We start from the raw sequence: 21,188 nt of genomic DNA, 5'->3' as shown, positions 1-21,188 counted from the left end.
GGTGTGCCGCATGACCCTGGGAGTCCACTTCGCCATCGACGCGGAGACCGCCGACCGTCTGCTCGCGGCCACCTCCGACGACGAGGTCACCGCCGTCGTCGAGGAGATCGAGGAGGAGGGCACCGGCCTCGGCTCCTGCGACACCGACAAGGCCTGGGACGCCATCCACCGCAGCCTGACCGACGGCCGCCTCTCCTACGACAACGGCTCGTACCCACTGAACGCCGTGGTCCTGGGCGGCGCGCAGCTCCACGAGGAGGACGACTACGTCGTCAGCCTGCTCACCCCGGACCAGGTCCGCGAGGTCGCCGACGCCACCGCCGCCGTCGACCCCGCCGCCCTGCGGGCGGGCTACGACCGCATCGACGTCGAGGACTACGGGCCGGAGTTCGGCGACGAGGACTTCGCCTACACCTGGTCCAACTTCGCCGACCTGGCCGCCTTCTTCCGCGAGGCGGCGGACGCGGGGAGCCACGTGATCTTCACCGTCGGCCTGTAGGCGTCGCGGACGCTCACGGCTTGCGGGCGACGCCGCCCGCGATGCAGCGTTGGCCGGCGGTCCTCGGCTTCAGCTGCGGGCCGTCGGGCCACCAGTCGGCGCAGGGGACGAGGCCGGGGGTGATCATGTCGAGGCCGCTGAAGAGGGGTTCCAGTTCGGCGCGGGTGGAGAAGGTGCCGCTGCCCATCATGCTGTGCAGGAACATCTCCTCCATCGTGCGGGCGGTGGCGCTGTGTTCGCCCCCGGGGTCGAGGAAGTGACTGACCGCCACGTACGAGCCGGGCGGCAGCGCTTCGATGTACGCGCGCATGATGTCGCGGCGGGTCCGCACGGCCTCGCCGTTGTAGTGGTGGAGCGTGCCCAGCTGCAGCAGCGCGACCGGCCGGGTCCAGTCGAGGGCGGTCCGTACGGTCTCGTTCCGCAGCAGCGCCTCCGGCTCGAAGATGTCGGCCTCCACGACGGTGACGTCCGCCGTGCCCGCGAGCAGGGCGCGGCTGTGGGCCAGTGCCGTCGGGTCGTTGTCCACGTACACCACCCGCGCCGCGGGGGCGAGGCGTTGGACCACGTTGTGGGTGTTCTCGGCGGTGGGCAGGCCGGAGCCGCAGTCGAGGTACTGGGTGATGCCGGCCTGGGTGGCGAGGAAGCGGCAGGCGCGGATCAGGAAGGCGCGGTTCTCCAGGGCCAGGTCGACGGCTTCGGGGGCGGCCCGCAGCACCCGGCGCAGCACCTCCCGGTCCACCTCGTAGTGGTCGGTGCCGTTGAGGAAGGCGTCGTAGACCCGCGCGATGCTCGGCTTCGTCGGGTCGACGTACGCGGGGACGGGCTCCTCGGACGAGGGCGCGGAGGAGGAGGGCGCGGGCGAGGACAAGGGCGTCTGGGCCATGTCCGCCGACCCTAGTCCGCCGGGAGCGCCGCCCGCCGCCGCAACGGCGCCCCGCCCGCACAACCACCCGTCCGTGTGAAGACCGACGCCGTGTCAGCCCCCGAGGGCCACCGGCGCGAGCGCGGGCCGCCGGGCGCTGCGCCCGTCGCCGGAGGAGCGGCCGCGGATGCGCCGGGCCAGCCAGGGGCCCAGGAAGGCGGCGGCCCAGCGGAGTTCGGCGGCGGTGGCGCGGAGGCCGGCCGGGACGGCCTGCGGCGGGAGCGGTTCGGCCCAGGCGCCCGAGCTGCCGGGCAGGCCGAGGGCCTCCGCCACCGCGTCGGCGATGCAGCGGTGGCCGAGCGGGGAGGCGTGCAGGCGGTCGGCGGCCCACATCCGGGGGTCGGTGGAGGCCTCCGGGAGGGCGGTCTCGGCGACCACCACGCCGTGCCGGGCGGCGGCGGCCCGGATGTGGTCGTTGATCTCCAGGATGCGGGGGCGCAGCGGCTTGGCGAGCGAGACGATCCGGGTGATGTCGGGGAAGGTGACGGTCGCGACCTGCGCCCCGGCCTCCGTCAGTGCCGCGAACATCAGCTCCAGCTCCCCGGCCACCCGGGCCGCCTCGAAGCCGGGCCGCAGCAGGTCGTTCACTCCGGCCACCACCGTGGCCAGGTCGGGCTTCAACTCCAGGGCGGGGCCCAGCTGTTCGGCCCGCACCTGCCCGGCCAGCCGGCCGCGGACGGCGAGGTTGGCGTACTGGAACCCGGGCTCCAGCTCGGCCAGCTGCTCGGCCAGCCGGTCGGCCCAGCCGCGCAGGCCGACGGTGTCGTCGCCGTCCCCGACCCCCTCGGTCTGGCTGTCGCCGAGGGCGACGTAGCGCAGGTAGGGGCGGCTCTGCTCAACTCCGTTCGGCACGGCTCTCCTCGCGTGCTCGCAGGACGGCCGCGATCCGCAGGCACCAGTCCCTGGTCTCCCGTTCGAACGCCACACCGCGCAGGCAGGTCAGGTAGGGCCCGATCCGCTCGCCGTGCAGCAGGTACTCGTCCTCGTCGGCGCCGCCGCGCAGGGTGCGCAGCAGCTCGACCAGGAAGTCCACCTTGGCCGCGGCGATCTCGGCGCGCTCGTCGAGCTGCGCGAGGACGGCGGCGGTGCCGATCCGGTCGGCGGCCTGCACCTTCACCATCAGGTCGTCGCGGATGAAGGAGGGTTTGGCCGCCACCTCGGCGAAGGCCTCCAGTTCGGCCCGGCCGGCCTCGGTGACCCGGAACAGCCGCTTGTTGGGCCGGCCCTCCTGGAGCACCTGACGGCCCGACACCAGGCCGTCCTTCTCCAGCTTGGCCAGTTCGGCGTAGAGCTGCTGGGGCAGGGCGTGCCAGAAGTTGGCCACGCCGATGTCGAAGGCCTTGGCCAGCTGGTAGCCGCTGTACTCGCCGTCCAGCAGCGCGGCCAGGACCGCGTGTCGCAGTGCCATCTCCCGTGCCCCTTCCGTTCCGAGGTCCGCGGCTGCATCATACTCAAGAAAATGACTAGTCACATTGATGACTATCGAGGAGACCCCGCCATGCCGCTGCACCCCACCGCCGAACGCTTCCGCTCCGCCGTGGAGAAGGGCGACCACGCCGCGCTGGAGGACCTGTTCAGCGCGGACGTCCGCTTCTTCAGCCCGGTGAAGTTCACCCCCTTCGAGGGTCGGCCGCTGGTGTTCGGCCTGTTCGGCGTGCTGCTGCACACCTTCGAGGACTTCCGCTACCTGGGCGAGTTCGACGGCACCGCCGAGCCGACCGCCGGCGGCGAGCCGGGCCGCTCCGCGATCCTGCCGTTCCGCACCACCGTGGACGGCAAGCAGATCCACGGGATCGACCTGCTCCAGTTCGACGAGGAGGGGCGGATCGACGAGTTCACCGTAATGGTGCGGCCGCTCTCGGCGGTGCAGACCCTCTCCGCCGCGGTCCTGCGCGGCCTGGTCGCGGCGGGCCTGGTGCCGGACCCCGCCGCCGCCTCCTGACGGGGCGTCGGCTAGCGTCCCCACCAGGAGCACGAGCACCGGGGGACCTCATGACCGTGACCGAGCAGGAACTGACGGCCCCGTGGGAGGCACTGCTGGTCGGGCCGGCCTCCGGCCGTGCCACCACCGGCGTCCTGGTGCTCGCCGGGTCCAGCGGCCGGGTGGACCGCGCCCGGGCCCGGCTGCTCGCCGAACAGGGCGTGCTGGCCCTGGCCGTCCGCTGGTTCGGCGGGCCGGGGCAGCCGCCGGGGGTGTGCGAGGTGCCGCTGGAGACCTTCACCGCCGCCGTCGACCTGCTGGTGGCACACGGCGCGGAGCGCATCGTCACCCTCGGCACCTCGAAGGGCGCGGAGGCGGCGCTGCTGACGGCGGTTCACGACCCGCGCGTGGACGCGGTGGTGGCCTTCTCCCCCACTCCGGTGGTCTGGTGCAACGTCGGCCCGGGCCTGGACGGCCGCAACCGCCCCCTGCGCTCCTCCTGGACCTGGCGCGGCGAACCGCTCCCCTTCGTCCCGATCGACGAGTCCTGGAAGCCCACCGAGCCCGAGGGCACCCCGGTCGCCATCCTGGACTGGTACGAGCTCAGCGAACGCACCTTCGCAAACCGGCTGCCGCCCGCCGCGATCCCGGTGGAGCGGACCCGCGCGGAGCTCCTGCTGGTCGCCGGAGGGGACGACGCCATGTGGCCCTCGCTCCGGTACGCCGGGCAACTGGCCGCCCGCCGCCGCGGGTTCGGCCTCCCGGCCACCGTCCTCAGCCACCCGGCCGCGGGCCACCGGACCGTCCTCCCGGGCGAGTCCGCACCGGCCCCGTCCACCGTCTACGCCTACGGCGGCAGCGCGGCCGCCGACGCCGAACTCGGCCGGGCCGCCTGGCCGGCGGTCCTGTCCCTGCTCCCCCCGGACGCGTGACTCGGACCAGGCGGTCGGCGTCGTGACTCGGACCAGGCGGTCGGCGTCGTGACTCGGACCAGGCGGTCGGCGTCGTGACTCGGACCAGGCGGTCGGCGTCGTGACTCAGTACCTGTTTTCAATCCCCGAAGCCGCAGGTCAACCCGCTAATGCCCGATAGGCGAAGTTCGCGGAAGCGTTCGCCGAACGGTCACTGTGACCGTTCGGCGAACGGAAGTGCGGGGGCGGGTGTGCCGCGCAAGGCGTTATCCGTGGAGAACAGGGCCTGGGAGGCTCGCTCTGTGGGCGCCTGGCGGTGGCAGGGTCTGCCGTTAGGGGTTGAGCTTGACCACCAGCGGGACGGTCTTGGAGAGCGGGGACTGATTGCCGGCCTTGTCGAACAGCCAGTACCCCAGCTTCACCGTTCCGTCGCCGGCACCGGCGACGAAAAGGACCGGGTACACCAAGGTGACCTCCTCATCGTGACGACCGGTCAGCGTCACTTCCGGGCCGTGGTGCAGGTCCCCTTGCGCGTCCTCGATCACCAGCTGCACCAGGTCCCCGGGCTCGGCGCCGGGGTAGGGGGGAAGGGTCGCGCTGATCCCGAACTCCAAGGTGTTCAGGACCTCGGTGGTGAGCCCGTCGCGGTAGCGGTCCGGGTCGGTGAGCTCCGGCGGCGCGGGCTGCCCGCTGGGGCCCGGGGGCGTGCGGTCGATGGTGAGGACGACCGGGTCGAGTTCGGTCACCGCGCCCGACGTGTTGTTGGTCGCCTCGACACGGACGAGGACGTCCCCTTCGCCTTGCAGGAACGTCGGCGGGATCTGGACGGTGACCGCGTTCCCCTCGGTGGCGTCCTCGGTCACCACGCTCGCGGCCTCCGTGGAGCCCAGGTAGACGCGCAGCGTGTGGGTGGCGCCGTCATCGGTCCCCGGCCGGCGTTGGATCACCACGGCCAGGGGCTGCGACGCCGCGGACACCGGCAGCGTCCGCTGCCCGTCGGAGAAGAGCGCGTCGGGGATCTCGACCCACCCGTCGTAGTCGTAGCCGGGAATTTCACGCGTCATGTGACCACCTCAGTACTCAGAGAATCCCGAACAGGGCGCGCCGTGCGGACACGCCCCCGCCGTGCCGTCCAGTGACCACGACCCTCGGCGGCCGGCACCGGGCGAGCCGTCACAGGCCGGGTGCCGCGACCAGCCGAAGATCATGATCAAGGTCGGACGAGACCAAGGTAGTTCGTGACGCTGGGCCGGACAGGCCGATCCGCAGGATCGGTACCGGGTGTTCCCGCCTACCGGGCCTGCGGGATCCCGAACATGGGCTGTCGCCGACCTAGACATCCTGTCCACCCACCACGGCATCACATGGCCGATCGGCAACTTGGCCCGAAGGCCGACGGGTCGGACCGCCCTTGATCGTTCTCACGGTGGTGGCCACCAACAGGGCCCAGAACCCACCCGCCATCAAGCTACCGGCTCAGCGCCTGCCAAAGGATCAGAAACAGGCACCCAGACCGGGAGGTCGGCGTCGGCCAGCCCGGCGGCGCGCGCGGGATCACCGCCCGCCCGCCGGAGCAGCGCCGCCACGTCGTAGTCGCCCTCACCGACCACGAGCGACAGGCCCTCCTCGAACCGCGGCCGGTACAGGCCCGCCCGGAGGTCGGGGCGGAGGCGGTCGAGCTCGTGGAGCAGCTCCCAGCCGGCGGCCTCCAGGCGCGCCCGCTCCTCCGGGTCACAGGCCTCGACGGCGTCGGAGACGTCGGAGTCCTTGAGGTTGTACTGCCGCAGGTACGGCAGCAGCTCCGGCGCGCCCAGGATCCCGGCGGCCCGGAAGGTGAGGGAGCTCACGCCCTCCGGGTCGTCGAGCAGCTCGGCCATCAGCGGGACGGCGCGCGGGTCGTGACGCCGCGCCAGCCCACGGATCCCCTCCTTCCGAGCCTCGGCGTACTCGTCGTCCGTCCGCTCCCAGAGCGCGGAGCGGACCTCGGCGGTGTCGGCCTCGCTCAGGAAACCCAGCGTGTGCGTCGCCCGGTCGCGGACGTCCGGGTCCTCGTCCCGGGTCAGCCCGATCAACGCGCGGATGTCCGGCCCGTCCGGCAGCCCCGTGAACACCTCGGAGAAGACGTAGGCCACCTGGGACCGGACGTCGGCGTCGGGGTGCCGGGCCAGCGTCACCAGGACCGGGACGGCGCACTGCTCGTGGGTCCGGCCGAGCGCCCGGACCAGGGCCCTGCGGACCTCGCCGTCCGTCTCCCGCTCGGCGAGCGCGACCAGCGTGGCCGCCGCCTCGGGGGCCACCTCCTCGTTCCGGTCGGCCGTGTACCCCAGCAGGGTGCACCCCAGCTCCCGCTCGCCCGGATCCTGCGCACCGGTCAGCTCCTGACCGAGCGTCAGCGCACCCGGTCCGTCCGCGGCCGCCCGCCACAGCAGCCCGCGGTACTCGTTCCAGTCGTCCCAGTCGTCCGTCTTCTCGGCCAGCCGTGCGGCCGCCCGCGCCTGCTCGACCAACTCGGTCACCGTGCTCGTCTCCATCCGGGCAGTCTGCCGAACGGAGCCACCCGCGCGCACACGGGTTTCGCAGCTCAGGGCACCGGCCCGGTCAGATCACGTCGGCCAGGAACTGCCGCAGCCGCGGGCTGGCCGGGTCGCCGAAGACGGCCTCCGGCGGGCCCGACTCGACCACCACGCCACCGTCCATGAAGGCGACGCCGTCCGAGACCGACCGGGCGAAGCCCATCTCGTGGGTGACCACCACCATCGTCATGCCCTCCTTGCCCAGGTCGGCCATCAACGACAGGACGCCCTTGACCAGTTCGGGGTCGAGCGCGGAGGTCGCCTCGTCGAAGAGCATCACCCGGGGCCGCATCACCAGTGCCCGCGCGATGGCCACCCGCTGCTGCTGGCCGCCGGAGAGGGAGCCGGGGCGGACGTCCGCCTTGTGCCGCAGCCCGACCAGGTCGAGTTGGCGGTGGGCGGCCTCGACCGCCTCGTCCCGGGAGAGCTTGCGCAGTTTGCGCAGCGGGAGGGTGAGGTTGTCCAGCACGCTGCGGTGCGGGAAGAGGTTGAACTGCTGGAAGACCATGCCGATCTGTTGGCGCAACAGGTCGGGATCGCTCCGCAGGACACTCTCGCCGTCCAGCAGGACGTCCCCGCGGTCGGGCTCGACCAGGCGGTTGACGGTCCGCAGCAGGGTGGACTTGCCGGAGCCGGAGGGGCCGATCACCGAGACGGTGTGGCCCTTCGGGACGTCGAGGTCGACGCCGCGCAGGATGCGGTTGCCGCCCAGCGAGAGGTGCAGGTCACGGACGCCCAGGCTGACGGGCGAGAAGGTCGGGTCAGGCACGTGCCGCTCCTTCGGGGACGGGGACGGCGTCGGGTCCGGGTCCGGGTCCGGGTTCGGGTTCGGGCTCGACGACCCGGCGCCCGGTGCGCAGGCGTCGGTCGATGACGTTGACCAGGTGGGTCAGCGGCACGGTGAGCAGGAGGTAGAAGAGTCCGGCCAGGACCAGCGCGGACTCGTTGCCGGTGTTGGCGGCGGCGTCCTGGCCGATCCGGAACAGGTCACGCTGATCGGCCATCAGCCCGAGGAAGTAGATCAGGCTGGAGTCCTTGATCAGCGCGATGAGCTGGTTGACCCAGGCCGGCAGGATCCGCCGCACGCCCAGCGGGATGACGACCAGTCGCATCGCGGCGGCGTAGGAGAACCCGAGGGCCCGGGCCGCCTCCAACTGCCCCGGCTCCACGCTCTGGATGCCGGAGCGGAAGATCTCGCCGAAGTAGGCGGCAGCGATCAGCGAGAGCGCCAGGATGCCGAGCGGGTACGGGTCGGGCCCCCAGATCAGCATGCCCTGCGGGGCCAGCCCGACCCCGATCAGCAGGATCGTGACCGCGGCCGGCAGGCCGCGGAACACGTCCGTGTAAAGGCGGGCCGGCCACCGCAGCCAGCGGGTCCGGGCGATCCCGGCGACGGCCAGGAGCAGGCCGAGCACCGTGCCGATGACGGCCGAGGTGACGGCGAGGACCAGCGTGTTGGGCACGCCGGTGGTGAGCAGGTCGGGGATCGCGGAGCGCATCGACTCCCAGTTGAAGAAGGTCTCCGCCAGCGTGCCCAGCTGGTCCACGTCGGTCTCCTGTCCTCTCGGTGACGGTGACGGTCGGTCAGGAGGTGGGCGAGGCGCTCGCCGTGCCGCCGGCCGCCGCGAGCGGCGGGAAGGCGACCGAACCGCTGCCCGGCTTGAAGCCCTCGGGGATCGGGCGGCCCGGGTAGTACTGCTCCTGCAGGCGGGTCCAGGTGCCGTCCGCGATGACCTCGTCGAGGGCCTTGTTCAGGGCGGCCAGCAGCTCCGGGCGGTCCAGGGCGACGGCGAAGGCGGTCGGCGCGGAGCTGAGCTGCTTCTGCGCGAGCACCACCTTGCCGCCGCTGTCCTTGGCGCTCTTCTCGCCGATCTCGGCCGGGGATATCCAGGCCTCGGCGGTGCCGGTCTTCAGCTGGTTGAGCGCGCTGTTGTAGTCGGGCACCCGCACCGGGTCGAGCTTGTTCTTGGTGGCGTAGTCGTCCTGGACGGTGCCCTGGACGACCACGACGCGCTTGCCCGCGAGCTGGTCGAAGCCGGTGATCGGCGAACCGGCGGGCACGTCCAGGCCGAAGTAGCCGAAGTCGTAGCCGTTGGTGAAGGCCACCGTCTTCTTCCGGGCCTCGGTGACGGTGATCGACGAACTGCCCACGTCGAACTTGCGGTTGGCGACCTGGGAGAGGAGGGCCGAGAAGTCCGTCGAGGCGTACTGGACCTTGAGGCCGGCCTTGGCGGCGACGGCGGTGAACAGGTCGTTGTCGAAGCCGGTGAACTTGCCGTCCTTGAGGTAGACGTTCGGCGGCGCGTCCGAGAGCGTGCCGACCCGGACGGTGCCGGGCTCGTTCAGCTTGTACGGGTTGTCGGCGGGCTTCGCCGAGGAGGAAGAGGAGGCGTTGCTGCTGCAGGCGGCGAGCGGGGCGAGGGCGAGGACCGCGGCGAGGGTGGTGACGAGGGCACGGCGCGAACGCATGGGAGCTCCAGGGATGGCGGAGGGCGGGAAGGAGGCGCGCGCCGACGCCCCCGCTCCGGCTGTGGGGCCGGGAACGGGACGGAGGCAGCGCGAGGAACCCGGACGGGCCCGGTCAAGGGCGTGCCGACGGGAGGGGAACGCGGGAAGGAATGCGGGGAAGAACGCAGGGAGGGACGCGGCGAGCGGTCGGCGTCAGAGCCGGAAGTGGGCGCGCGTCAGCAGCTGGGGCGACAGCTCATCGCCGTCACACGGCGCAGGTCGATGTGCCTGCGCGAAACGAGGTATCCAGCCATGCGGGCACTATGCGTGGTGATCGTCCCCGGAGTCAAATCACATGATCCAAGGCCGTCAGACCGCACGGCCTGGCATTTCACCAGCCGTCGACCACCGCCTGCGCCTCTTCCGCACTCCCCCAGAGCGGCCGCCACGTCGCACCGTCGAGCGCCCGCGCCAGGGCGGGGCTGTGGACGGCCCGGACCCGGACGTTCTCCAGGCGGTCCTTGCGCATCACCACCGCGATGTAGCGGTTGAAGCGGCCCCAGTGCCGCCCCACCACCCGCAGCCGGTCCGTCCAGTCCCACGTCTGCGGCACCACCCAGACCTTGGCCCCGGGCGGGAAGTGCCTGGTCCCGCGCCGGACCTCCAACCCGCCCGGGCCCTGCGCGACGAACTCCACGATGTTCGCCGCGATCGCGAACCCGAACGGCCCCGGCTCCGGCTCCGCCTCCGTCGTCAACTCCTCTGCCATCCCGGCATGATGACCCCTCCCCCGCCCCGCGCGCACCGGGTTTCCGGGCGGGCTGTCGGTGGGTGGTGACACGATCGCCGGCATGACGCCCCTCCTCCTCTCCGACATCGAACGTGCGGTCCGCGACAGCTGGAGCGCCGAGACCTGCACGCCGGAGTACCGCGCGCGCTGGAGCGACGCGAACCCGGCGCGGGACCAGTGCGGGGTGACGGCGATGGTGGTGAACGACCTGCTCGGGGGTGAACTGCTGCGCGGCGAGGTCCTGGTCGGGGGCGAGCGGGTCGACTACCACTGGTGGAACCTGCTCGGCGCGGGCGTCGAAGTCGACCTCACCCGCGAGCAGTTCGCCCCGCACGAGCTGGTCACCGAGGGCACCGTCGTCCCCCGCCCGCCCCTGGCCGAGTGGCGCCGTCTCCGCCCCGAGTACGAGCTCCTGCGCACCCGGGTTCTGGAGCGCCTCGGGCACCGCTGACCGCCCGTCACGGGCGGTGTGCCAGGATGCCGGGATGATCGACGAGGACACCGCCGGCCGTGACGCCGCGTCAGGACCGCCCGTGCTCGGGCTGCCCCGCGGCCTGGAGCTGCGGCCCTGGACGGACGCCGACGCCGGGGCGCTGCTGGCGGCCGGGCAGGACGCGGACGTCCGCCGGTGGAACCTGTTCGGCGTGGCCTCGGAGGACGAGGCCCGGGGACGGATCGCGCGGATGCGGGAGCGGTGGGAGGCCGGCACGGGGGTGGTCTGGGCGATCGCGGAGCGGGGCGGCAACGGCTCCGGGGCGGTCGGGCTGATCGGGTGCAACGACCTCGATCCCACCCACCGCAGCGCGGAGTTGGTCTACTGGCTGCTGCCCGCCGCCCGCGGCCGCGGGCTGGCGGTGGACGCCGTGCGGCGGGTCACCCGCTGGGCGGTGGAGGAGTTCGGCCTGCACCGGCTCCGGCTCTGCCACTCCACCGCCAACCCGGCCTCCTGCCGGGTGGCGGAGAAGGCCGGGTACTCCTTCGAGGGCACCATGCGCGGGGCCCTCCTCCACGAGGACGGCTGGCACGACCAGCACCTGCACGCCTTCCTCCGCGGCGACCGGCTCCCCGCCCTCGCGGCCGACCGGGGCGCCTGACGGGCGGTCAGACCTGGGCGGGCCGCTCATCCGGCGGGGTGGAGCGCAGGCCGATGGCCTGGCGCAGCAGGGCGTCGGCCTCGCCGTTGGCGTTCTGGTCGAGGCCGTCGTAGGCGTCGTACAGGGCGTCGACGTCCTCGTCCCCGGTCTCGCCGAGCTTCTTGGCCTGGGTGACGACGCGGTCCAACTCGCTCTGGAGATCCGCGAGTTCCGGCCGGTCCGGCTTGCCCCACGGCACCCGTGCCAGCTTGGACTTGGCGGTGGTGGCGGCGTCGGCGACCGTGCGGCCCCACGCCTGGTAGTCGTCCGTCGCGTCCTCGACCTCCTCGGTCGGGGCGCCGGCCAGCGCGACGTTCAGCTCCCGGGTGGCCTCCAGGTAGCCGGACTGTTCGGCGGTCAAGCGGGAACGGTCCTGCCGGAGGGTGCCGGTGCGCGGCCGGTCGGAGTCGAAGAGGCAGATCGCGCGCTTGGTGGAGGGCCAGGCCTCGCGGTCCGGGTAGATGCTGGTGGACTCGACGGTGGCCGGGATGGACCAGTGGTCCGGGGTGTAGGCGTACTGGGGGCCGATGCACTGGAGCGAGACGGTCCGCTCCAGCTGGGAGGTGCCGGGGTGGTCGGTACCGGGGAGGTGGACGACGCCGAACACCTCGCCGTGGTGCGGTTCGCTGCACGGCACCACGGTGAAGCGGGCACGGACCTCCCGGTGCCCGGTGGCCTCCTTCATGCAGTCCCCGGCCTTGAGGTCGAAGACCGCGGCCCGGCTGCCCGCCTCCTGCACGCCCTCCTTGATCCCCTCCACGAAGTAGGGGGCCAAGGCCAGCGTCACCAGGGCCCAGCAGGAGGAGAGGACGATGCCGGCCACCGCCATGCCCTTGCCGCGCTGGGGGCGCCGCTTGAGCTGGCGCAGCGCGGCGATGCCGAGGCCCAGGCCGAGCGTCCAGGCCAGGCAGAACAGGCCGAGGATGCCGAGGACCAGCGAGGCGACGGCCATCCCGTTGGTGCCGGGCGCCGGGGGCGGCGGGCCCTGCCAGACGGGCTGCCCGGGGTACGGCGCACCGGGGTACGGCGCACCGGGGTACGGGGCGGCCCCGTACGCGGCATCACCGTACGGCGCGCCGCCGTACCCGCCCCCGTCGTACGCAGCGCCACCGTACGGAGCACCGCCGTACGAGCCGCCCGACCCGTACGGGCCGTCTGACGGTCCGTAGGACGCCGACGGCCCGTACGGGTCGGCGGAGGCCTGCGGCGGCACGTAGGCGTACGGGTCGGCCGCCGGGGCCGGGGCGCCGGTGTCGGCGGGCGGGGACCAGTCGGGAGCGGCCGGGGTGGCGCTCGGCTGGCTGGACTGGTCGGGCTCGGACGACAAGGGGGCTCTCCCGGAGGGAACGGGTTCCGTCGGCGCGACGGTTGCGCGAATATAGCTGATCGTCCGACTGTCTTCCCAGCGAGACCCCAGCTCACCCCGCCTCCCGCTCCTCCGGCTGTCGGCGGCGGGCCGTACGCTCACGTCCCATGGACGGGAACCGGACGGAGCCGGACGTGATGCCGGGCTGGACCTCGACGGGGCTGCGGTGGCGCGAGGGCGTGCCCCGGCTGACGGCCGCCCGGGGGGCGGAGGAGCGCGACCGCGAGATCGGGGCGGGCACCCGGATCGACTGGGAGGTGGCGGGGCCGCGCCGCTGTACGGGCATCCGGACGGCGCACCGCCACCACCCCTGCCCCGCCTCCGCCTCGCTCGACCCGGCCGGGAAGTCCGGGCAGTGCCCGTCCTGCCAGGACGCGGACCCGGGGCTGGCATTGGCCCGGGACCGGGTGGTGGACGACGGGCGGACGTACCGGCTGTACCTGGCCTGGTTCGGCCCGGGCCTGGCCAAGGTCGGGCTGACGGCGGAGCAGCGCGGCAGTGCCCGGCTGCTGGAGCAGGCCGCTCCGGCCTGGACCTTCCTGGCCCGCGGGCCGCTGCCGGGGGTGCGGCGGGCGGAGCTGACGGTGGCCCGGTCCGGGCTGGCCCGCGAGCGGTTCACCACGAAGGCCAAGAACCAGGGGTGGTGGCACCTGCCGGGGCAGCGGGAGCGGGCGGAGGCCGTCCGGGCGCTGCGGGAGCGGGTGCTGCCGGTGCTGGCCGGGCACGCGGTGGAGCTCTTCCCGGACGGGCCGGTGGTCGACCAGGTGGAGCTGTTCGGCCTGGCCGGGGGGCCGCCGCCGGTCTACCGGGAGGTGACGGCGCTCTCCGACGGGGCCCGGCTGAGCGGGGTGCTGCGCGCGCCGGTCGGCGGGCAGCTCTTCCTGACGCCCGATCAGGTGCCGGGCGCCGCCGGCGAGGCCGTCCCGCTGCTGCTGGACACCCGTCTGCTCACCGGCTGGACGCTCCGCCCGTGCGCCCCGGCGCCCTGTACGGGCCTCACCGAGGTGCCCCGCTCCCGCCCCGTGGAGCAGACGGCACTGTTCTGACGGCCGCTGACCACCCGGGTGATCCGCACCACCCCCACCGCCGCGCCCCGTGCGCCCCGGCGTACCACCGTCCGTACCCCGGCGCCGTTGTGACGGGGTGTGGGCTACGGGAAGCATGAGGAACCCAGTCCATTTGCGGAGGACCCGAGCATGCGGATCGCGTACCTGCACGACGGCAGCATCCCCACCGACCGGGCCGCCGGTGTGCGGGCGGTGCGGATGTGCGACGCCCTGGTGGACGCCGGGCACCAGGTGGTCCTGTACGCCCGGGCCGGATCGGTGCCGGACGGGGACCTCTACGCGTACTACGGCACCCGCAACCGCTTCGAGGTCCGCCCCGTCGCCCAGCCCGCGGTGCCGCTGCTCGGCCCCTGGCTGCGGGCCCTGCGGGTCCGGGCCGAGCTCCGCCTGCGGGCCGTACCGGACCTGCTGTACGGCGACGACCGGCTCGCCCTCCTGGCCTGCTCCGGCCTCGCGCCGATGGTGCACGAGGCGGACCGGCTCCCGGCCGGCCGGCTGGACCGGGCGCTGGAGCACCGTCTGCTGCGCCGCCGGCGGCTCCGCCGGGTGGTGGCCGGCTCCCACGCGCTGGCCGAGGAGCTGCTCCGCTCCCTCCCGCCGTCCACCCGGACGGACCGGCTGACCGCCCTGCCGGGCGCCGATCCGGTGCCCGCCGACGGTCCGGTGGCCCAACTCCCGGGCCGGGAGGGCGCGGTGCGCATCGGCTGGATCGGACGGCCGTCCACCGGCCGGGGCACCGGACTGCTGCTCGCCCTGGCCGAGCGCTTACCGGAGGCCGACTTCCACCTGGTCGGCGGCACCGAGGCCGAGGTCCGGCACTGGCGCGACCGCTGCCGCTCCGCCAACGTCCACTTCCACGGCCACCGCCCGCCCTCCCGGATCGCCCACTACCTGCGGGCCTTCGACCTGGTCCTGGCCCCGCACCAGCAGCACGCCGACGGCGCCGCCCGCCGCACCGTCCCCACCGGCCTCCTCGAGTACCTCGCCCACGGCCGCGCGGTGGTCGCCTCCGACCACCCGGTCCTGCGCGAACTCCTCACCGACGAGGTCAACTCCCTCCTCTGCCCGCCCGATTCGGTCGAGGACTGGGTCAAGGCGATCCGCCGCCTCACCGAGGACCAGGAGCTCCGCGAACGCCTCGCCACCGGTGCCCTCCGCCAACACCTCACCCACCACACCTGGCACGCCCGCGCCGCCCGCGTCCTCGACGGCCTCCCCGCCGACCACCGCCCCTGGCGCTGACGCCGATGCCGACGCCGACGCGTCAGCCCGCGATGCCCTTCAGGTAGGCGGCCAGGCGGGTGATCGCGGCGGGGTTGCGCGGGCTCTCCACCAGGTCGACGTAGGAGAGGACGAAGACGCGGTCGTTCTTGACTGCGGAGACCTGGGCCAGCGGCGGGTAGGACTTCAGGAACTGCCGCTTGGCCTCGGCGCTGGTGTCGCCGTAGTCGTTGATGACGATGACCTCGGGGTCGCGGGAGACCACGGCCTCCCAGCCGACGGTGGTCCAGGAGTCGTCCAGGTCGCCGAAGACGTTGCGGCCGCCGGCCTTGGTGATGATCTGCTCGGGGGCGGCGAACCGGCCGGAGGTGAAGGGCTTGTCCTGGCCGCTGTCGTAGAGGAAGACCGACGGGCGCTTCGCGGGGGCGGCGGCCTCGGCCTTCGCCACCTCGGCCTTGAAGTCCGCGATCAGCTGCTGCGCCTTCGCCTCCACGTCGAAGATCCGGCCCAGGTTGGTGAGGTCGGCGTGGAGGGCGTCCAGCGGGGGCATCACGCCGCGGGCCTTCTCCTTGCCGTTGCGGCAGGACTCGGTGAGCGTGTACGAGCCGACGCCCAGCTTGCCCAGGCCCTCGGGGGTGAGGCCGGTGGTCTCGTTCCAGCCGTAGTTCCAGCCCGCGAAGACCAGGTCGGCCTTGGCGTCGAGGACCAGCTCCTTGGTGATCTCCTTCTTGGAGAGCCACGGGGCGCGCTCGTACTCCTTGCCCCAGGGGACGGCCGACAGGTCGCCCTTCTCGTCCGGCATCACGTACCCGGCCATCCGGTCGGCCAGGCCCAGGGCGAGCATCAGCTCGGTGATGCCGATGTCGTTGGTGACCACCCGGGCCGGCTTCTGCTGGTACGTCACCTGGCGGCCGCAGTTCTCCACGGTGACGGGGTAGTGCGCCGACTGGGCGCCCTCCGACGAGGCGGCGGGGGTGACCTCGGCGCCGCAGCCGGCCAGGCCGAGGGAGAGGCTCAGGGCGGCGGTGGCCGCCAGGGCGCGGCGGGAAGTGGTGAGCAGCACGTGATGGTCCCTCAGGAGTCGGTGGTGAGACGGTCGAAGAGCAGTTGGACGGCCCCGGTGACGGGGTGCCGGACGGGGTGGGCGCGCACCCCGAAGACCTCGGCCAGCAGGTCGGCGGAGAGCACCTCGCCGGGCGGGCCGGAGGTGACGATCCGGCCGCCGGCGATCACGTAGAGCAGGTCGCAGTGGGCGGCGGCCAGGTTGAGGTCGTGCAGCGCGGTGAGGACGGTCAGTCCGCTCTCACGGACCAGGGCCAGCACCTCCAACTGGTGCGCGATGTCCAGGTGGTTGGTCGGTTCGTCCAGTACCAGCACGTGCGGGCGCTGCACCAGCGCGCGGGCGATCAGCACCCGCTGCTTCTCGCCGCCGGAGAGCTGGAGGAACCCCCGCCCGGCCAGGTGGGCGGCCCCGACCCGGGCCAGCGCGGCGGCGGTGTCGGCGAGGTCGTCGGGGCCGGGGGCCGCTGGGACCGACCGGCGATCGGGGGGTGGAGGAAGGAGCGGAGTTGGGGTGCGTGCATCGGCGGTGCCGACGAGGGAGTCCATGCGGAGCATCGGCGACTGAGGAGAAGCCGGCGAGGTGCGTGCCCCGGCGCCGCGACGCCACCCCCCGATCGCCGGTCGGTCCGAGCCCCGGCGGTGCGGCAGGCGGCCCATGCCGACCACCTCGGCGACGGTGAAGTCGAACTCGGCCACCGTCTCCTGCGGCAGCGCCCCCACCCGGCGGGCGCCCTCACGGGGCGTCAGCCCGTGCAGGTCCTCGCCGTCCAGCAGGACCGTGCCGCTGCTCGGGCGCAGCGCCCGGTAGACGGTGCGCAGCAGGGTGGACTTCCCGCTGCCGTTCGGCCCCACCAGCCCGATCACCTGCCCGCTCGCCGCCTTCAGGGTGGCCTCGTGCACCAGCCGCGCCCCGGCGATCTCCACCGAGACCGCGTCGATCTCGACCTTCACCGGTGGCCTCCCGCCGGGTCGTGGGCGGCCTGCGGCCCCGTCCGCTCCCGGGCCCCCATCAGCGGCCGCCGAAGCTGTAGGCGCGTCGCCGCATCAGCAGCAGGAAGCAGGGCACGCCGAGCACCGCCGTGATCACCCCGACCGGGAGTTCGGCGGGGGCGAGCAGCAGGCGGGAGACGATGTCGACCCAGACCAGCAGCACCGCGCCCAGCAGCGGAGCGACCGTCAGCACCCGCCGGTGGCCGGCCCCGACCAGCATCCGGGCCAGGTGCGGGACCATCAGCCCGACGAAGCCGATCGCCCCGCTGACCGCGACCACGGTGCCGGTGACGGCGGCGGTCACCAGGAAGAGCGCCCGCCGGAGCCGGGCGGCGTCCACGCCGAGGGCGGCGGCCGTCTCGTCGCCCATGGCCAGCGCGTCCAGGCTGCCGGCGGCGGCCAGCAGGTAGACCAGTCCGGCCAGCACGGTGGCCGCCGCGATCGGGACGGAGGCCCAGGTGGCGCCACCCAGGCTGCCGAGCAGCCACATCATCGCGGTGCGGGCGGCCTCGCCGCGTTCGGCGGAGAAGACCATCAGCGAGGTGACGGCGGAGAAGCCGTAGGCGAGGGCGGTGCCGGTGAGGACCAGGCGCAGCGGGGTGAGGCCGTGGGCGGTGCGGGCCACCGCGTAGACCAGGACCATGGCGGCCAGCGCCGAGCTGAAGGCGGAGAGCGAGAGCGCCCAGACGCCCAGCGAGGCGAAGGCGCCGAGCAGCAGCACCGCGTTGGCGCCGACGGCGGCGCCGGAGGAGATGCCGAGCACGAAGGGGTCGGCCAGCGCGTTGCGGACCATGGCCTGGACGGCGACGCCGACGGCGGAGAGCCCGGCGCCGACCACGGCGGCGAGCACCGCCCGGGGCAGCCGGATCTCCCAGACGATGGTGTAGCCGGCCACCTGGTCGGCGTCGATCCGCCCGCCGGTGAGCCCGGCCTGGAGGAAGTGGGCGACCTGACCGAGGCTCAGCCCCGAGGAGCCGAGGGCGACTCCGCAGACCAGCGAGGCCAGCAACGCGGCGCCGAGGCCGAGGGCCAGCGGGCCGGTGCGCAGCGGTGGCCGGGCGGGTGCCGGGCCGGGCCGGCTGGTGGTGCCGCCGGGAGGTCCGGTGACGGTGGTCGCGCTGCTCAACGGCTGGGCCTTCGGTCGGGCCCCGGGCGTACGGGGGCGCGAGCGGCCGTGCCCCGCGCGGCGGCGGACGGCGGGCGTCCGCGCGCTCCGGCGGGCGCGCCGTTCGGCATCCCCTCGCAGTCCGCGGCGAGTTCTCGGGAGGACCGCGCCGCCGGGGGCGATCGGACTCACGGACCGTCAAGGTCCGTTCCACCGTTGCGGGTCAGCGCCGGGTTCTCACCGGACTTCTCCCTCGGGACGCCCTGGCAGCATAGCAAGGCTCACCTCACCTGTAAGGGGCCCTTCCCTGTGGCACCCGGCACATCCGGCGGCGCGCTCCGCGCGTACCCGAACCCGTCGCACCCGATCGGTAGCGTTCGCGACGGGACGACCCGACGGGCCAAGACGGGCGAGGACGAGCGAAGGAGCGGCCGTGGCAGGGGAACTGACGGGACGGGTGGCCTTGGTGGCGGGAGCCACCCGGGGTGCCGGGCGGGGCATCGCGGTCCAGCTGGGCGCGGCCGGCGCCACCGTGTACTGCACCGGCCGCTCCACCCGGGGCCGCCGTTCGGAGTACGACCGGCCGGAGACGGTGGAGGAGACCGCCGAGCTGGTGGACGCGGCGGGCGGGCGCGGCGTCGCGGTGGTGACGGACCACCTGGTGCCGGAGCAGGTCGAGGCGCTGGTGCGGCGGATCGACGCCGAGCAGGGGCGGCTGGACGTGCTGGTGAACGACATCTGGGGCGCCGAGCACCTCTTCCAGTGGGACACCCCGGTCTGGGAGCACGACCTGACGAACGGTCTGCGGCTGCTGCGCCTCGCGGTGGAGACGCACGCCGTCACCAGCCACCACGCGCTGCCGCTTTTGCTGCGCTCCCCCGGCGGGCTGGTGGTGGAGATGACCGACGGCACCGCCGAGTACAACCGGGAGAACTACCGGATCAACCTCTTCTACGACCTGGCCAAGACCTCGGTGCTGCGGATGGCCTTCGCCCTCGGCCACGAGCTCGGGCCGCGCGGCGCCACGGCGGTGGCGCTCACCCCGGGCTGGATGCGCTCGGAGATCATGCTGGAGACCTTCGGCGTCACCGAGGCCACCTGGCGCGACGCTCTCGGGAAGGTCCCGCACTTCGCCATCTCGGAGACCCCGTCCTACGTCGGCCGCGCGGTGGCCGCCCTGGCCGCCGACCCGGACCGGGCCCGGTGGAACGGGCGGTCGCTCTCCAGCGGGCAGCTGGCCCGCGAGTACGGCTTCACCGACCTCGACGGCTCCCGCCCGGACGCCTGGCGTTACCTGGTCGAGGTGCAGGACCCGGGCCGCCCCGCCGACACCACCGGCTACCGCTGACCCGGCGCTCCGGCCGGGTACGGTGGGCGCATGAGCGACGACCGTGCCCGGCTGACCGCCCTCGTCCACGGACTCGTGCAGGGCGTCGGCTTCCGATGGTCCGTCAGGGAGCGGGCGGAGGCGATCGGCGGGCTGACCGGCTACGCCCGCAACCTCGCCGACGGCGGGGTCGAGGTGCTGGCCGACGGCGGCCGGGACGGCTGCCTGCGCCTGCTGGAGTGGCTGCGCGGCGGCGAAACCCCGGGGCGGGTGGACTCGGTGGCCGAGCGCTGGAGCTCCCCGGCCACCGAGCACCCGGGCTTCACGATCCGCTGAGCGCCCCGGCCCCGGCCCGCTTGCGCCGGCCGTGCAGCACGCCGAGCAGCACCACGACGGCCGCCACCGCCATCGAGAGCGAGACCACCTCGCGGTTCTCGTCGTCCGTGAACATGTAGCCGATCACGAAGACGATCATCGCGATCGCCGCCCAGGTCAGCCACGGGAAGAGCCACATCTTCACCGTCAGCCCCTCCGGGTGCTCCCGCAGCAGGATGCCGCGCATCCGCAGCTGGGTGCAGCAGATCACCAGCCAGACGAAGAGCGCGATCGCCCCGGAGGAGTTCAGCAGGAAGCTGAACACGGTGTCCTTGAACGCGTAGTTGAAGTAGACCGCGACGAAGCCGAAGACCACCGAGCCGAGGATCGCCGCCACCGGCACGCCGCGGCGGTTCGCCCGGGCGAAGGCGGCCGGCGCGTCGCCGCGCTCACCGAGCGAGAAGGCCATCCGGGAGGCCGTGTAGAGGCCGGAGTTGAGGCAGGACAGGACGGAGGTGAGGATCACCACCTCCATGATGGTGCCCGCCTGCGGGATGCCGATCGAGTCCAGCGCGGCCACGTAGGAGCCCTTGGCGGTGATCGCCGGGTCGTTCCACGGCAGCAGGGTGAGCACCACCAGGATCGAGCCCAGGTAGAAGACCGCGATCCGCCAGATCACCGAGTTGGTGGCCCGGGTGACGGCCCGTCGGGGGTCGGCCGACTCGCCGGCCGCCAGCGTGACGATCTCGCTGCCCATGAAGGAGAAGACCACCATCAGCACGCCGGTGAGCACCGCCCCGGCCCCGTGCGGGAAGAAGCCGCCGGTGTCGGTCAGGTGGGCCAGACCGGCGCCCGGGTTGTCGGAGCCCGGCAGCAGCCCGAAGACGGCGAGCAGGCCGATCACCACGAAGACCCCGATCGCCACCACCTTGATGCCGGCGAACCAGAACTCGAACTCGCCGTACGAGGCGACCGAGCCGAGGTTGGTGACGGTCAGCACCGCCATCACGATCAGCGCCCAGGCCCACTGCGGCACGGCCGGGACCCAGCCCTCCAGGATCACCGCCCCGGCGGTGGCCTCCACCGCGAGCACCACCACCCAGAAGAACCAGTACAGCCAGCCGATCGAGAACCCGGCCCAGCGGCCCAGCGCCCGGTCCGCGTACGCCGAGAAGGAGCCCGGGTCGGGGCTGGCGGCCGCCATCTCGCCGAGCATCCGCATGACCAGCACCACCAGCACGCCGACCAGCAGGTACGACAGCAGGATGGCCGGGCCAGCCTTGGCGATCCCGGCGCTCGACCCGACGAACAGGCCGGCGCCGATCACCCCGCCGATCGCGATCATCGACAGGTGACGATTCTTCAGACCGGCGTGCAGGCCGTCCTGCGGCTGTCCGTTCTCCGCCGACGGGCGACCGGTGGTGGGGTCGCCCTGCTGGGGACGGGTTCTGGTGGAGTCCATGGGCATGTCCTTGCGGTTCGGGCCGCCGGGGTCCGCCCGGGGTCCCCGAGCGCGCCGACGGCTGGGGCCACGATCA

The 21,188-nt window shown here is 73.6% G+C and carries 23 protein-coding genes and 1 riboswitch; of the genes, 9 read left to right on the top strand and 14 right to left on the bottom strand.

Features of this window, described 5'->3' with window-relative positions:
• Positions 1–10 precede the first annotated feature (10 nt).
• Entirely contained in the window at positions 11–499 is a 489-nt protein-coding gene (locus tag ACIA8O_RS26730) for a YfbM family protein (protein WP_396296519.1), read from the top strand.
• 13 nt (positions 500–512) lie between these two features.
• On the opposite strand, the gene ACIA8O_RS26725 is transcribed toward ACIA8O_RS26730, so the two are convergent.
• The 3 genes from ACIA8O_RS26725 to ACIA8O_RS26715 all read right to left on the bottom strand — a co-directional run bounded on the left by ACIA8O_RS26725 (position 513) and on the right by ACIA8O_RS26715 (position 2,829).
• The gene (locus ACIA8O_RS26725; RefSeq protein ID WP_396296518.1) at positions 513–1,382 is read right to left on the bottom strand and encodes an SAM-dependent methyltransferase; all 870 of its coding nucleotides are present in this window, start codon (positions 1,380–1,382) and stop codon (positions 513–515) included.
• A gap of 93 nt (positions 1,383–1,475) precedes the next feature.
• On the bottom strand, positions 1,476–2,273 hold the full coding sequence (locus ACIA8O_RS26720; protein ID WP_396296517.1) for an SGNH/GDSL hydrolase family protein: 798 nt from the start codon (positions 2,271–2,273) through the stop codon (positions 1,476–1,478).
• Positions 2,257–2,829 (bottom strand): PadR family transcriptional regulator, encoded by a 573-nt coding sequence (locus ACIA8O_RS26715; protein WP_396296516.1) that lies wholly within the window; start codon positions 2,827–2,829, stop codon positions 2,257–2,259. The genes ACIA8O_RS26720 and ACIA8O_RS26715 overlap by 17 nt, the downstream gene beginning before the upstream one ends.
• A 90-nt stretch (positions 2,830–2,919) precedes the next feature.
• Here ACIA8O_RS26715 and ACIA8O_RS26710 point away from each other — a divergent pair, with 90 nt between their 5' ends.
• Together ACIA8O_RS26710 and ACIA8O_RS26705 are read left to right on the top strand one after the other, a co-directional pair.
• Positions 2,920–3,363 (top strand): nuclear transport factor 2 family protein, encoded by a 444-nt coding sequence (locus tag ACIA8O_RS26710; protein ID WP_396296515.1) that lies wholly within the window; start codon positions 2,920–2,922, stop codon positions 3,361–3,363.
• A 50-nt stretch (positions 3,364–3,413) separates the two neighbouring features.
• On the top strand, positions 3,414–4,274 hold the full coding sequence (locus ACIA8O_RS26705; protein WP_396296514.1) for an acyl-CoA thioester hydrolase/BAAT C-terminal domain-containing protein: 861 nt from the start codon (positions 3,414–3,416) through the stop codon (positions 4,272–4,274).
• 311 nt (positions 4,275–4,585) lie between these two features.
• On the opposite strand, the gene ACIA8O_RS26700 is transcribed toward ACIA8O_RS26705, so the two are convergent.
• The 6 genes from ACIA8O_RS26700 to ACIA8O_RS26675 form a co-directional block, all read right to left on the bottom strand.
• Positions 4,586–5,317, bottom strand: a complete 732-nt coding sequence (locus ACIA8O_RS26700; protein WP_396296513.1) for a hypothetical protein — start codon at positions 5,315–5,317, stop codon at positions 4,586–4,588.
• Positions 5,318–5,716: 399 nt separating this feature from the next.
• Complete coding sequence (locus ACIA8O_RS26695) at positions 5,717–6,784, bottom strand: HEAT repeat domain-containing protein (RefSeq protein ID WP_396296512.1); 1,068 nt, start codon at positions 6,782–6,784, stop codon at positions 5,717–5,719.
• 67 nt (positions 6,785–6,851) lie between these two features.
• Positions 6,852–7,595, bottom strand: coding sequence for an amino acid ABC transporter ATP-binding protein (locus ACIA8O_RS26690; RefSeq protein ID WP_396296511.1), 744 nt, complete (start codon positions 7,593–7,595; stop codon positions 6,852–6,854).
• Positions 7,588–8,373, bottom strand: coding sequence for an amino acid ABC transporter permease (locus tag ACIA8O_RS26685; protein ID WP_396296510.1), 786 nt, complete (start codon positions 8,371–8,373; stop codon positions 7,588–7,590). Before ACIA8O_RS26685 ends, ACIA8O_RS26690 begins: the two co-directional genes overlap by 8 nt.
• A 37-nt stretch (positions 8,374–8,410) precedes the next feature.
• On the bottom strand, positions 8,411–9,295 hold the full coding sequence (locus ACIA8O_RS26680; RefSeq protein ID WP_396296509.1) for an ABC transporter substrate-binding protein: 885 nt from the start codon (positions 9,293–9,295) through the stop codon (positions 8,411–8,413).
• Between the two features lie 370 nt (positions 9,296–9,665).
• Entirely contained in the window at positions 9,666–10,043 is a 378-nt protein-coding gene (locus tag ACIA8O_RS26675) for a hypothetical protein (RefSeq protein ID WP_396296508.1), read from the bottom strand.
• Between the two features lie 82 nt (positions 10,044–10,125).
• On the opposite strand from ACIA8O_RS26675, the gene ACIA8O_RS26670 reads away from it, so the two are divergent.
• Together ACIA8O_RS26670 and ACIA8O_RS26665 are read left to right on the top strand one after the other, a co-directional pair.
• Positions 10,126–10,515 (top strand): hypothetical protein, encoded by a 390-nt coding sequence (locus tag ACIA8O_RS26670; protein ID WP_396296507.1) that lies wholly within the window; start codon positions 10,126–10,128, stop codon positions 10,513–10,515.
• A gap of 34 nt (positions 10,516–10,549) precedes the next feature.
• A complete protein-coding gene (locus ACIA8O_RS26665; protein ID WP_396296506.1) occupies positions 10,550–11,158 on the top strand; it encodes a GNAT family N-acetyltransferase in 609 nt (202 codons plus the stop codon).
• Positions 11,159–11,165: 7 nt separating this feature from the next.
• Here ACIA8O_RS26665 and ACIA8O_RS26660 read toward each other — a convergent pair whose 3' ends face one another.
• Entirely contained in the window at positions 11,166–12,524 is a 1,359-nt protein-coding gene (locus ACIA8O_RS26660) for a DUF4190 domain-containing protein (protein ID WP_396296505.1), read from the bottom strand.
• A gap of 146 nt (positions 12,525–12,670) precedes the next feature.
• Between ACIA8O_RS26660 and ACIA8O_RS26655 the strand changes: the two genes are divergently transcribed.
• Together ACIA8O_RS26655 and ACIA8O_RS26650 are read left to right on the top strand one after the other, a co-directional pair.
• Positions 12,671–13,609: a hypothetical protein gene (locus ACIA8O_RS26655; protein ID WP_396296504.1), complete on the top strand. Its 939-nt coding sequence runs from the start codon at positions 12,671–12,673 to the stop codon at positions 13,607–13,609.
• A gap of 150 nt (positions 13,610–13,759) precedes the next feature.
• Positions 13,760–14,872 (top strand): glycosyltransferase family 4 protein, encoded by a 1,113-nt coding sequence (locus tag ACIA8O_RS26650; protein ID WP_396296503.1) that lies wholly within the window; start codon positions 13,760–13,762, stop codon positions 14,870–14,872.
• A gap of 22 nt (positions 14,873–14,894) precedes the next feature.
• On the opposite strand, the gene ACIA8O_RS26645 is transcribed toward ACIA8O_RS26650, so the two are convergent.
• The 3 genes from ACIA8O_RS26645 to ACIA8O_RS26635 are packed head-to-tail and all read right to left on the bottom strand — an operon-like array spanning position 14,895 to position 17,951.
• Positions 14,895–15,914, bottom strand: a complete 1,020-nt coding sequence (locus tag ACIA8O_RS26645; protein ID WP_396296502.1) for an ABC transporter substrate-binding protein — start codon at positions 15,912–15,914, stop codon at positions 14,895–14,897.
• A gap of 11 nt (positions 15,915–15,925) precedes the next feature.
• Positions 15,926–16,864: an ABC transporter ATP-binding protein gene (locus tag ACIA8O_RS26640; protein WP_396296501.1), complete on the bottom strand. Its 939-nt coding sequence runs from the start codon at positions 16,862–16,864 to the stop codon at positions 15,926–15,928.
• Positions 16,865–16,922: 58 nt separating this feature from the next.
• Positions 16,923–17,951, bottom strand: coding sequence for a FecCD family ABC transporter permease (locus ACIA8O_RS26635; protein ID WP_396296585.1), 1,029 nt, complete (start codon positions 17,949–17,951; stop codon positions 16,923–16,925).
• A 216-nt stretch (positions 17,952–18,167) separates the two neighbouring features.
• Positions 18,168–18,287: riboswitch (cobalamin riboswitch) on the bottom strand.
• A 154-nt stretch (positions 18,288–18,441) separates the two neighbouring features.
• Here ACIA8O_RS26635 and ACIA8O_RS26630 point away from each other — a divergent pair.
• Together ACIA8O_RS26630 and ACIA8O_RS26625 are read left to right on the top strand one after the other, a co-directional pair.
• On the top strand, positions 18,442–19,356 hold the full coding sequence (locus ACIA8O_RS26630; protein ID WP_396296500.1) for an SDR family oxidoreductase: 915 nt from the start codon (positions 18,442–18,444) through the stop codon (positions 19,354–19,356).
• A gap of 30 nt (positions 19,357–19,386) precedes the next feature.
• Positions 19,387–19,671, top strand: coding sequence for an acylphosphatase (locus tag ACIA8O_RS26625; protein ID WP_396296499.1), 285 nt, complete (start codon positions 19,387–19,389; stop codon positions 19,669–19,671).
• On the opposite strand, the gene ACIA8O_RS26620 is transcribed toward ACIA8O_RS26625, so the two are convergent.
• The gene (locus ACIA8O_RS26620; protein WP_396296498.1) at positions 19,658–21,112 is read right to left on the bottom strand and encodes an amino acid permease; all 1,455 of its coding nucleotides are present in this window, start codon (positions 21,110–21,112) and stop codon (positions 19,658–19,660) included. The genes ACIA8O_RS26625 and ACIA8O_RS26620 overlap by 14 nt on opposite strands.
• Between the last annotated feature and the right edge of the window lie 76 nt (positions 21,113–21,188).

It is taken from the genome of Kitasatospora sp. NPDC051853, assembly GCF_044452665.1.
Taxonomy (GTDB): Bacteria; Actinomycetota; Actinomycetes; order Streptomycetales; family Streptomycetaceae; genus Kitasatospora.
Note: the sequence above shows the minus strand (reverse complement) of the source record. Positions and strands in the feature narration are given on the sequence as shown.

Excerpts from the sequence above, each read along its gene's own strand:
- ACIA8O_RS26730 (WP_396296519.1), top strand. The coding sequence starts at position 11 with ATGACCCTGGGAGTCCACTTCGCCATCGACGCGGAGACCGCCGACCGT.
- ACIA8O_RS26725 (WP_396296518.1), bottom strand. The coding sequence starts at position 1,382 with ATGGCCCAGACGCCCTTGTCCTCGCCCGCGCCCTCCTCCTCCGCGCCC.
- ACIA8O_RS26715 (WP_396296516.1), bottom strand. The coding sequence starts at position 2,829 with ATGGCACTGCGACACGCGGTCCTGGCCGCGCTGCTGGACGGCGAGTAC.
- ACIA8O_RS26710 (WP_396296515.1), top strand. The coding sequence starts at position 2,920 with ATGCCGCTGCACCCCACCGCCGAACGCTTCCGCTCCGCCGTGGAGAAG.
- ACIA8O_RS26705 (WP_396296514.1), top strand. The coding sequence starts at position 3,414 with ATGACCGTGACCGAGCAGGAACTGACGGCCCCGTGGGAGGCACTGCTG.
- ACIA8O_RS26700 (WP_396296513.1), bottom strand. The coding sequence starts at position 5,317 with ATGACGCGTGAAATTCCCGGCTACGACTACGACGGGTGGGTCGAGATC.
- ACIA8O_RS26695 (WP_396296512.1), bottom strand. The coding sequence starts at position 6,784 with ATGGAGACGAGCACGGTGACCGAGTTGGTCGAGCAGGCGCGGGCGGCC.
- ACIA8O_RS26680 (WP_396296509.1), bottom strand. The coding sequence starts at position 9,295 with ATGCGTTCGCGCCGTGCCCTCGTCACCACCCTCGCCGCGGTCCTCGCC.
- ACIA8O_RS26675 (WP_396296508.1), bottom strand. The coding sequence starts at position 10,043 with ATGGCAGAGGAGTTGACGACGGAGGCGGAGCCGGAGCCGGGGCCGTTC.
- ACIA8O_RS26670 (WP_396296507.1), top strand. The coding sequence starts at position 10,126 with ATGACGCCCCTCCTCCTCTCCGACATCGAACGTGCGGTCCGCGACAGC.
- ACIA8O_RS26665 (WP_396296506.1), top strand. The coding sequence starts at position 10,550 with ATGATCGACGAGGACACCGCCGGCCGTGACGCCGCGTCAGGACCGCCC.
- ACIA8O_RS26655 (WP_396296504.1), top strand. The coding sequence starts at position 12,671 with ATGGACGGGAACCGGACGGAGCCGGACGTGATGCCGGGCTGGACCTCG.
- ACIA8O_RS26650 (WP_396296503.1), top strand. The coding sequence starts at position 13,760 with ATGCGGATCGCGTACCTGCACGACGGCAGCATCCCCACCGACCGGGCC.
- ACIA8O_RS26625 (WP_396296499.1), top strand. The coding sequence starts at position 19,387 with ATGAGCGACGACCGTGCCCGGCTGACCGCCCTCGTCCACGGACTCGTG.
- ACIA8O_RS26620 (WP_396296498.1), bottom strand. The coding sequence starts at position 21,112 with ATGGACTCCACCAGAACCCGTCCCCAGCAGGGCGACCCCACCACCGGT.